This is a genomic window from Streptosporangium canum, from assembly GCF_900113865.1.
Classification (GTDB): Bacteria; Actinomycetota; Actinomycetes; order Streptosporangiales; family Streptosporangiaceae; genus Streptosporangium; species Streptosporangium canum.
Window position 1 is genome coordinate 196,550 of the sequence record NZ_FOQY01000013.1, and the last position, 8,429, is coordinate 204,978.

7 protein-coding genes are annotated in these 8,429 nt (G+C 69.6%); 4 read left to right on the plus strand and 3 right to left on the minus strand.

Annotated elements, in window-relative coordinates; genetic code table 11:
* Positions 1–52 precede the first annotated feature (52 nt).
* Positions 53–1,624, plus strand: a complete 1,572-nt coding sequence (locus tag BM085_RS21090; RefSeq protein WP_093888662.1) for an MDR family MFS transporter — start codon at positions 53–55, stop codon at positions 1,622–1,624.
* A 368-nt stretch (positions 1,625–1,992) separates the two neighbouring features.
* Here BM085_RS21090 and BM085_RS21095 read toward each other — a convergent pair whose 3' ends face one another.
* Together BM085_RS21095 and BM085_RS44555 are read right to left on the minus strand one after the other, a co-directional pair.
* The gene (locus BM085_RS21095; protein WP_093888663.1) at positions 1,993–3,423 is read right to left on the minus strand and encodes an alpha/beta hydrolase family protein; all 1,431 of its coding nucleotides are present in this window, start codon (positions 3,421–3,423) and stop codon (positions 1,993–1,995) included.
* A gap of 205 nt (positions 3,424–3,628) precedes the next feature.
* A complete protein-coding gene (locus tag BM085_RS44555; protein WP_177245192.1) occupies positions 3,629–3,793 on the minus strand; it encodes a hypothetical protein in 165 nt (54 codons plus the stop codon).
* Between the two features lie 76 nt (positions 3,794–3,869).
* Here BM085_RS44555 and BM085_RS21100 point away from each other — a divergent pair, with 76 nt between their 5' ends.
* The 3 genes from BM085_RS21100 to BM085_RS21115 all read left to right on the plus strand — a co-directional run bounded on the left by BM085_RS21100 (position 3,870) and on the right by BM085_RS21115 (position 8,089).
* A complete protein-coding gene (locus BM085_RS21100; RefSeq protein ID WP_093888664.1) occupies positions 3,870–5,120 on the plus strand; it encodes a hypothetical protein in 1,251 nt (416 codons plus the stop codon).
* A gap of 1,232 nt (positions 5,121–6,352) precedes the next feature.
* Positions 6,353–7,246, plus strand: a complete 894-nt coding sequence (locus BM085_RS21110) for an alpha/beta hydrolase (RefSeq protein ID WP_245789493.1) — start codon at positions 6,353–6,355, stop codon at positions 7,244–7,246.
* A gap of 687 nt (positions 7,247–7,933) precedes the next feature.
* Positions 7,934–8,089, plus strand: coding sequence for a hypothetical protein (locus tag BM085_RS21115; protein WP_177245193.1), 156 nt, complete (start codon positions 7,934–7,936; stop codon positions 8,087–8,089).
* Positions 8,090–8,186: 97 nt separating this feature from the next.
* On the opposite strand, the gene BM085_RS21120 is transcribed toward BM085_RS21115, so the two are convergent.
* A partial coding sequence (locus BM085_RS21120; RefSeq protein WP_143121003.1) for a zinc ribbon domain-containing protein occupies positions 8,187–8,429 on the minus strand: 243 nt, incomplete at its 5' end.

An 8,429-nucleotide genomic window follows, 5' to 3' on the forward strand; every position in this document is an offset into this window, starting at 1 on the left:
GCCCGCAGGAGTCCTGGGGAGCGCCGGTCCCCACCTGAGAAATTGAGGAAAGATGACAACCGCCAGCACACAGCCCGAGGCTGTGGCGCCCACGTCCAGAAGGAAGGTCCTGCAGGCGCTGTCGGGGCTGATGGTGGGCATGTTCGTGTCCATCCTGGCCTCGACCGTCGTGGCCAACGCCCTGCCGCGCATCATCACCGACCTGCAGGGTACGCAGACCGTCTACACCTGGATCGTCACCGCGGAACTGCTGGCCATGACGGCCACCGTGCCGCTCTGGGGCAAGATGGCCGACCTGTACAACAAGAAGCTGCTGATCCAGCTCTCGCTGGGACTGTTCGTGGTGGGCTCGCTGATCGCGGGCTTCACTCCGAACGTGGAGATCCTCATCGTCAGCCGTGTCGTCCAGGGCGTCGGCGCCGGTGGCATGACCGCGCTGGCCATGGTCGTGATGGCCGCCATGATCCCACCGCGTGAGCTCGGCCGTTACGCCGGCATCTTCGGCGCCGTGTTCGGCGTCGGTACCGTGGCGGGCCCGCTTATCGGCGGCGTGCTCGTGGACACTTCCTGGCTCGGCTGGCGCTGGTGTTTCCTCATCGGTGTGCCGTTCACGATCTTGGCCATCGTCCTGCTGCAGCGCACTCTCGACCTGCCGGTGGTACGCAAGGACGTCAAGGTCGACTATTTGGGCGCCCTGCTCATCACGGTGGGGGTGTCCACCCTGCTGATCTGGTCGTCGCTGGCGGGCAACCAGTTCGAGTGGGGCTCCTGGCAGACCGCCGCGCTCGTCGGCGGTGGCGTGCTCATCCTTGCGGTGGCCGTCTGGGTGGAGTCGCGGGCCGCCGAGCCGATCATCCCCCTGTCCATCTTCAGGAACCGCACCGTCGCTCTGGCCACCGTGGCCAGCGTGCTGGTCGGCGTGGCCATGTTCGGTGGCACGGTCTTCCTGTCGCAGTACTTCCAGGTGGCGCTCGGCAAGTCGCCGACGGTCGCTGGACTGATGAGCCTGCCGATGGTGTTCGGCCTGCTGATCTCCTCCACCGTGGCGGGTCAGCTCATCACCAAATGGGGCCGCTGGAAGGGCTTCCTGGTGGCCGGTGGTGTCGTCATGCTCGGCGGGATGGGCCTGCTCAGCACCATTGACGGCCAGACCGGCACGGTGCTGCTCGGCGTCTACATGGCGGTGCTCGGCATCGGCGTGGGCATGCTCATGCAGAACCTGGTCCTCGCGGCCCAGAACGATGTGCCCGCCCACGATCTTGGCGCCACCACCTCGATGCTGACCTTCTTCCGCAGCATGGGCGGCGCGGTCGGCGTCAGTGCGCTGGGCGCGGTGCTGGCCAACCGGATCACTACGCTCATGACGGAGAAGCTCGGCCCGATGGCCGCCGCCGGCGGGGGTGGGGACAGCCACGCCGTACCCGACATCTCCAAACTGCCCGCTCCCGTCGTCCGCGTCATCCAGGATGTGTACGCCACCGCCACCGCTGACCTGTTCCTCATCGGGGTGCCGCTCACCGCGCTCGCGTTGGTGGCTGTCCTGTTCATCAAGGAGAAGCCGCTCAACACGCTGTCGGGTGAGGAACGCCTGGCCCAGGAACGCGCCACGGCCGCTGGTCACTGAACGGCTCCCAACCGCAACTACGCGCAGCTCGTCGACGGCGTCCATGTGAGCAGAGCCGACCTGTCCCAGGCGACGGTCATCTGCGACACCGACGTCGTCGACCGCGTGTGCCCGCGGCCGCCGAGGCGGCCGGCCCGCCAAGCTCTCCCCGGAGCAGATCAGGATGGACCGGGCCCAGTACGAGGTACCTGGTGCCACCGTGGCTGAGATCGCCAAGGCGCCGGGTGTCGGCCGCGGCGCCGTCTACCGGGCGCTCCAGCAGACGCCCTGACCATCCTCTGGGCGAAGTACCTGAGCCCTGAGTGGGCCCCCGATGGCACACTTCTGCTGCGGCTGGGGGTCATATCCGCGTCCGGACAGCCCCTCTCCTATAGGACGGTCAGGTGGCCGTACCTGGACAGGGCTGCGGTCAGGCCGCCGGATCTGCCGCGGAGTGTGGCGTCCAGGAAGGCGACGGTGGCCGCCGCGGTGATGCGCGGCCCGGCAGTCCGGCCGAGGGAGCCGATGAGCGCGGGCAGGGGCGGCAAGAAGAGCGGGGCGTCGGTGAAGGTGAGGTGCGCCGCGCCGGGGACGGTGAGCCGGTAGCCCGTCGCCGTACTGAGCTGGAGCACCCGCGTGAGGCGCGGGATGTAGTCCGGCTCCTCGCCCGGTTTGACGTCGTGGGTGAGCGCGAGCACGGGCTGGCGGAACGGGCGCGTTGCGGGGTCGCGGGGGAAGCCGTCCAGGTCGATGACGGCTGCGAACCGGGGGTCCTGGCGGGCGGCCTGGAGGGCGGCGGCGCCTCCGAGGGAGTGGCCGGTCGCTGCGGTGCGGCGGGTGTCGAGCCGCCCGGTCAGGAGGCCCGGGATCTCGTCGCGGTCCAGGCGGCCGAGCTGGGTGAGTACGAAGCTGAGGTCGGCGGCCCTGACCGCCGTCCACCCAGCCGCGCGCCTGTCGTCCTCCGCCTGGTCGCCGGTGGCCGCAACCTGGGTGCGGATCGTCCGGCCGTCGGTGAGGGTGACAACGGCCGAGTCGTATGGGTGGTCGAGGGCGGCCACGACGTACCCGCGGCTGGCCAGTTCCTCGGCCCAGGCGGTGTTCTGGGTGCGCACGCCTCCGAGCCCGGGTGAGAACAGCACCACGGGGAACCGGTCGCCTCCGCCGGCCACTGGGGCATCGGGCACCGAGCGCGTGCGGGCGCGGGCCGGCTCGTCGAGAATGAAGCGTGGAAGGCCGAGGTAGTCGGCCTCGCCGCGGGCGACGCGCTGTGCTTCCTGCGCCGTGCGGCCGAGATACCACGCCCGCTGGGCTGCCGGGGGACCGCCCTGCGCGGGATACCAGAGCTGGACGACGACCGTCCGCTTGTCATCGGTCCGGGACGTGGCGATTTCCGGGCGATCAGGGTCGGTCCACTGCATGATGGTGGTGCCAACGGCGTAGGCGCCCGATGGCTTGGGGAACACGGGCAGGGGCAGCGCCCACGCCGCCGCCGCGCCCGCGAGGATCAGGGCCAGGCATGCCGCCGATCCCGGCAGAGCCATCCACCATCGAGCCCGCCGCGCGGGCCGCCCGGCACGCCACCTCAACATGGAGGGAGCAGCGAACGCCAGCGCGATGGCCCCACCGGCGAGGACGGGTAGGAGCTGCCAGCGGATCCCGAGTACGGCCAGCGCAATCGCGGACACCGCGAGGGCCGCCGCGCCGGCCAGCGTCGAGGGGCGGCGCGCCCCGGGCGGCAGCCAGCGGGCCAGCACCAGCACGACGGCGGCCGCCAAGGTCAAGAGCTCTGCGAGGGACAGGCCGAATACGGTCACATTCATGTGATCACCGTGGCGGAATGACCTCAGCCGGACATCGGCCCAATGTCGAGAGTTGTCCGCGACCCCGGTATGACCTCTCGCGACCCGTCTGCGACCGGGGGCGTAGGGGCCCGTAGTCCTGGCACCTCCCGGACGAACGCTCGACCGGCCTGCTCCGGGAGCTCGGGGCGCGTCCGGGAGAAGGACACCGCTGGGGTACGGCTCTCTACCGGGAGTCGTCCTCGTCGAAGACTTCGTCGCCCTCGTCCCGGGCGTTGGGGTCGCGGAGTTGCCGGGTGGCGGTGGCGCCTTTGCCGGGGCCGGCGGGGCCTACGGGCGTGAACGAGTGTTTCCCGTGGACGACGCGGATGCCGGCGCGACGTACGTGCACGTCGCCTCGGATTGTCAGTGCGGTTGGCCATACTCCGCCTAGCCAGGATGATCACCAACGAGGCGAAGGCGTTGACATGGCACAGTTGCTGCGGAGGCTCGACGACGAAGTTTACGTCGAGTACAACACGTTCGGGCTGGACGGCACCGACCTGCCGGGGTGGGGCTCTCCCACCGACGAGATCTACCACTTCGTCGCGGCCGTGCGCCTGGAGTCCTGGGACGCCGAGCCGGGGGCCGCGGACGCCTCGTGGACGCCGGTCAGTTCCGCGACGTTCGTCGCGGAGAGCGGTGTGGTCGCGATCGTGGCGATGATGGACGGCAGGGGGCATGACTTCCTGATCGGGCCGCCGCGTTTCGAGTACGGCGTGGACATGTACCTGCGTGAACCCGAGCCAGGCGACGGGCATACCACAGGTGAGTGCGAGGAGGCGTGGCTGCTGAGGTTCTGGCCGATCCGGGATGTCTTCGACCCGATCACTCACGCGGCGCCGTTCTCCTACATCGCGCGCGGGGTTCTGTACTACTCGATCGACCTCGAGCCCGAGCAGCTCGTGCAACCTCCGGCGCGGCGGGAGGTGCCGGTGCCGGTCTCGGCGGTGGCGGACTGGGCGTCGCTGCGCGCGGACCCGGACCTGGACACCTTCGACGGCTGGCTGCGCATGTTGCGCCGCAAGGCGGAGGGCAGGGGCGTCACCGTTCACGAGTTGCTGCGCACGGCCGGGGTCGACATCGAGGATGGTGTGGACCTCACCCCTGCCTCCTGCACCCCGCCGCAGATGCGTGCGGGGCGGTTCAAGGATCCGCTGATCGACCGTTACTACGCCGAGCAGGCGCGGCGGGGCTCGTTGTCCGGGCGCGACCTGGGCGAGGATCGGCTGCGTGAGTACGCCGACGGCGAGCGCATCGCCAAGGAGTTGTGCCGCGGCGGCACGCAGACGTTCTCGGTGCCCGTCGAAGGCCGTGGCGCCCTCTATGTACCGGCGGGTGTCAGCCGCCGCGTGTGGCGGTGGGAGGACGACATGCTCGGCGGCGAGCTCATGGACGAGGGACTGACGGTGGATCGGCAGATTCTGGCCAGGAATGCGTGGACCAGGCAAATCCTCGTCTCCGGCATCGTGACGGTCCTGCGCCGCGACCACGACAGGCCCGGCTGTGGCGACACCGTCTGGTACGTGGTGCGCGACGCCGAACCGCACGAGGCGGCCAGGGTCTTGTGCGCGGAGGCCACCTGGGAGGAGGACCAGGATCTGCGCCGGGCCTTGGACGGGGTGGCCAGAGAGAAGCTGATCGACCTGCGGGCCACCTACAGGAGCCGGGAGAGGTGAGGGCGTGCGGCCAGGTCGGAGGTGGCTTAGTAGGACGTGGGCACCTCGGGTAGGAGACGGTATGTCACCTGCTGTGGGGGTCAGGGAAAGTGGCCCGAGGACGCCGAGCTCTGGCACGCCGACCCCGCCGCCCCCGGACCCACCGCGCGGCTTCGACACCCATGCCTGGTGGCGCCGGCAACATGACAGCGCCAATCCAGACGAGCAGCCACCTCTATGCGTGATCACTTCCGATCTGGCGTTGACGGCCGCGGCGTACAGGCTCCAGCCCAAGTCGGTGTCGAGGTCGGCGACGATGATCTCCGACCAGCCCGACACCTCGACGGTCTCGGTGTCCAACAGCGAAGCCAGGCGGGTCTTCCATGCCTGGGCGAACTCGGCCGGTCCTCGATGCTTGCTGTCTTGCTCGGCGAGCGTCTGCTGGTAGGCCTCGCGGACGATGGCCTGCATCGCTCCCCGCCGTACCCGCCGCTCCATGTCGTCGTCCCGTACGGCGGCCGCGTTCTGCGCCCAGGCGATCAGTCCGCGCAGCCCACCCGGACGCCTGCGCGCTTCCGCTGGCCACGTCGCGGGCAGAGGATCCCACAGTATCCGCACCACGTAGGAAGTGTCCGCGATCGGAGCGGAATCCGGAAGGCCGGGGGCAGGCTCGCTGTCCGATGACCCCGGCGCACTGAACTGAGGACGCGTCAGCCTGAACCTTGGCCCAGTGCGGCCTGCGCGGTCGGCGATGCGGACGTGGCAGGGTCGCCGCGCTCAGCGGCACCGCGCCCGGCCGGCTGATGCTCGGAGCGGCCCTCGCCGACTGGGTCGATCGGGTTCCTGGTGACCAGGAGGACTTCTCGGCCCTTGAGCAGCAACCGAACGGCCAGTGACGTTGGCGAGCCGTCGGGGCTGGGCCATCGCTACTGCCGGTTCGGATGCGGGTGGTCGCGGCCCTGATCTGGCAGGGGAACGAGAAGTGATGCTGGGGAACTTGGGCGGGCCGCATCGTGGAAGTTGCTGATCCGGCAACAGGATTTAAGCGACTGACCAGGTCAGCGGGATGATCGGTGGCAGCGCCCGCGGAGCGAAAGGGGACGTGGAGCGGGGAGAAGAGTACTGCCGCTGGCAGAAGCGGGCACGCCATCTGGAGGAGACCCATGTCGCAGCACGTCGCAGAGATCACGCATCGTTCGGTGTCCGTGCCGGGCGGCCGGATTTATACCGCGGAGCAAGGGAGGGGGCCGCTGGTGTTGCTCGTCCACGGCTTCCCCGAGTCCTGGTATTCCTGGCGCCGTCAGCTCCCGGCGCTCGCGCAGGCCGGTTACCGGGTGGTCGCGCTCGACGTCCGCGGCTACGGCCGATCCTCCAAGCCGGCCGCGGAGGACAGCTACCGGATGCTCGATCTGGTGGAGGACAACGTCGCGCTGGTGCGGGCCCTGGGCGAGGAGTCCGCAGTGATCATCGGCCACGACTGGGGCTCGAACATCGCGGCCACGTCTGCCCTGCTGCACCCTGAGGTCTTCCGCGCGGTGGGGCTGCTGAGTGTGCCCTACGCGCCGCCCGGTGGCCCCCGTCCCACCGGCATCTTCGCTCAGATGGGCGGTGAGCAGGAGTTCTACGTCTCCTATTTCCAGGAGCCGGGCCGTGCCGAGGCCGAGATGGAACCCGACGTGCGGGGCTGGCTCGCGGGCTTTTACGCGGCGTTGTCCGCCGAGACCATGCCGGGCCCCGACGCCCCCGACCCGCACTTCGTCAGCCCCGGCGCAACGCTGCGCGACCGGTTCCCCAGCGGCCGGCTGCCTTCCTGGCTCGCCGAGGACGACCTGGAGGTATACACCGGGGAGTTCGAACGCACCGGCATGACGGGCGCGCTCAACCGCTACCGCAACATGGACCGCGACTGGAAGGACCTCGCCGACTTCAACGGCGCCCCCATCAAGCAGCCCTCCCTGTTCATCGGCGGCAGCCTGGACGCCTCCACGACCTGGATGGCCGACGCGATCAACGCTTACCCGGCCACCCTTCCCGGGCTGGTCTCCTCCCACCTCCTGGACGGCTGCGGCCACTGGATCCAGCAGGAACGTCCCGAGGAGGTCAACCAGCTCCTGACCGAATGGCTCACGGCCCTGCCCATCGCATAAAGGCCCCTCTGCCGCGTCCGCCCAGGCTCCCTGGCGCGACTTCTCCTTTGCTGCCACATCAAGGCCGTCGCCGCGGGGCGGACTACGGGGCCTCGGTGTCTGTGAGGGTTTGTGGACGACGCCGACGGAGGGTGGCCGTCGGCTACGTGGGCGCGGCCGGTGAGATGGACCGGCTGAGATGATGGTGCTTGGCCGGCGTCACCAGCGGCCCGTAGGCGGGGAAGGCAGCCGCGCTGGAGAAGAAGCCATGTGGCCTGAGCGGCTTCCTCACCGACTATGTCGGAGCCCGGCCGACCCCGTTCGGCGATGACGCGCTCGAGGAATGGGGTGTTGGCGATATCGACGGCCTTGCCTGCTTTTCCAGCTGCGGCAGGCCCAAGCTGGCTCAAGGGGACCGTGACCGGGAGGACGATGTCGTTTCAGCGCGCCGAAGCCCCCAAGCACCGACGGCTACGCCGTACTGCTGTCCCGGACGCCGACGGTGCCCGCTGGAGCCAGATCACTGCCGACGTGAGCCCCACGACCCCGCGCAGCTACGTACGGCCCTGCCCTCGATCGCGGTCTTGGCCGGGGCGGCCGGTCTACGCGCGGTGCTGGGAATCGCCATCCAAGGACTGTCCCGCCGGCTGGGCCCGCGGATCGCCCGGGAGGCGGCGCCGGGTTCTTCTGGTCGCCCATGACGCGGTCGTGCTGATGCTCCGCCGCCTGATCGAGGGCTTGTCCTGGCAGGAGCTGGGCGACGTCGTACAGGCCGGTCCGGTCGCCAACGCCTCCGTGACACGCTGGCGGCAGACCGAGGGGCGGCTACAGCTCATCGATTACAACCGGACCGATCATCTGTGAACCGAAGCCGAGGATGATGTGAACAGTCAACTTCTCGGCCGTAAACGACCGAGCTTGCAGCTCCTCGCCGTCGATGACTTCGACGGTCCGGTCCGCGTCAGGCAGCGTGACTCACTGCCCAGCCCGCTACACCGCGCGCGGCGATGTTACGGGCTGCGTTGACGTCGGCATGCTCAGCGAAACCGCACGACGTACAGGAAAAGACGGCCTGCTCCGGCCGGTTGGCCCGATCGGTATGCCCGCAGGCCGAGCATTGCCGGCTGGTGTAGGCCGGATCGACATGGATAACGGCGATCCCGGCCCGTCGGGCCTTGTAGGCGATGAAGCCGCCCAGTTGGGC